At 36.6% G+C, this 1,422-nt stretch carries 2 protein-coding genes and 1 pseudogene; all 3 read left to right on the forward strand.

All coding sequences use genetic code 11. From position 1 onward, the window contains the following. The first annotated feature begins 307 nt into the window (after positions 1-307). Positions 308-607, forward strand: coding sequence for a type II toxin-antitoxin system HigB family toxin (locus H1P_RS33315; protein WP_144875763.1), 300 nt, complete (start codon positions 308-310; stop codon positions 605-607). Then, a complete protein-coding gene (locus tag H1P_RS33320; protein ID WP_144875765.1) occupies positions 591-989 on the forward strand; it encodes a helix-turn-helix domain-containing protein in 399 nt (132 codons plus the stop codon). Before H1P_RS33315 ends, H1P_RS33320 begins: the two co-directional genes overlap by 17 nt. A 146-nt stretch (positions 990-1,135) precedes the next feature. Then, positions 1,136-1,422: pseudogene (locus tag H1P_RS33325) on the forward strand (IS66 family transposase); the annotation flags it as partial.

The following is a 1,422-nucleotide window of genomic DNA, read 5'->3' on the forward strand; positions in this document are numbered from 1 at the left end:
ATCTTTTTGGAAATGTCTCCATTTGAAAGGCTGTTTGGAATTCATTAAAAGGTGAAAGTCGTGAGTATGATTGCTTGAGTTATATTGTACTATCTGTCTTTTCCTATTTTTTGCGACAGAACCCACCCCGAAGCCGATGACCTCCAAATTTTCTCAGTTCCTTTGAATAACCATTTTTAAGGATACAGCGATCGCGCAGGTATCTGCTTCGCAGACCGCAATTTGCTATTGAACTCTCAAAATGAGAGAATATGTAAATTGCTCACTATACTTATTTTGTAGTATATAAAAATTATGGAAAATTTCCATGCACCTAATCTCCATACGCAATCTTCGCAAAGATGCTGCTACATATCCCGACGCTATCTTATCTGTTAATAATTGGTATGCCACCGTTAGAAAGTCACAATGGCAAAATTTAGAAGATGTTCGCCAAATCTATCGTGATGCTGAAGCAGTAGGAAACTTTACTGTGTTTAACATCAAGGGCAACAAATATCGTCTCATTGTTGGTATCGACTATGAAAACCAAACTCTTTACTACAAATATTTTTTAACTCATTCTGAATACGATAAGGACAAATGGAAAAATGACCCTTACTTTTAATAAAACTGCTTACTCTAATTTATTGAGCCAATACACTCCTCAAGTTATTGAAAACGAAGAAGAATACGACCGTGCTTTAGCCATTGCAGAAAGGCTAACTTTTGCTAAAAACAGAACCCTAGAAGAAAAAGCTCTACACAAACTGATTGTCACTTTAATTGAGACTTACGAAACTGAACATTACCCGATGGAAGAAACCAAACCTCATGAAATTCTCAATCATCTCATGGAATCTAGCGGTACTCGTCAAACCGATTTAGTAGGAATAGTTGGTTCTAGTGGTGTTGTTTCTGAAATTGTCAACGGCAAGCGAACCATCAGCAAAACGCAAGCTAAAGCTCTCGGACAATATTTCAAGGTTTCATCCAGTTTATTTATTTAGTTTTTTATGAGTGGACATCAACCTCTTTCTAACCTAACTACTAATTTTTCACCATCTAGAAAGTAATCGTTCATTCCCCCCCCTAAAAAACCAGAAATCGAAGTCAAATAATTCTCAGAACAGCGAATTGATGTATGCTATGAATTATGGCTGGATTAGATAAAGATGACTTGGCACAGATGAATGAAGACTACTTCAAGTCTCTCAATCAAGAGAGATTGGTTGAAGTTGCCAAAAATTTACATCAATTAGCCACAGATTTATGGGAAAAGCAGCAACAGAGTTCAGAAAATAGCTCTCAGCCTCCATCGAAAGATAGCCCTTATGCTTCAAAAGTAACAACAGAAGAACCGAATCAAACTTCAGAATCGAAATCCCCCCAGAGACAAGCCAAACAGAAGCAAAGAGATAATTTTATTGGAAAGGAAAAAAA

The organism is Hyella patelloides LEGE 07179 (assembly GCF_900659865.1).
Lineage (GTDB): Bacteria > Cyanobacteriota > Cyanobacteriia > Cyanobacteriales > Xenococcaceae > Hyella > Hyella patelloides.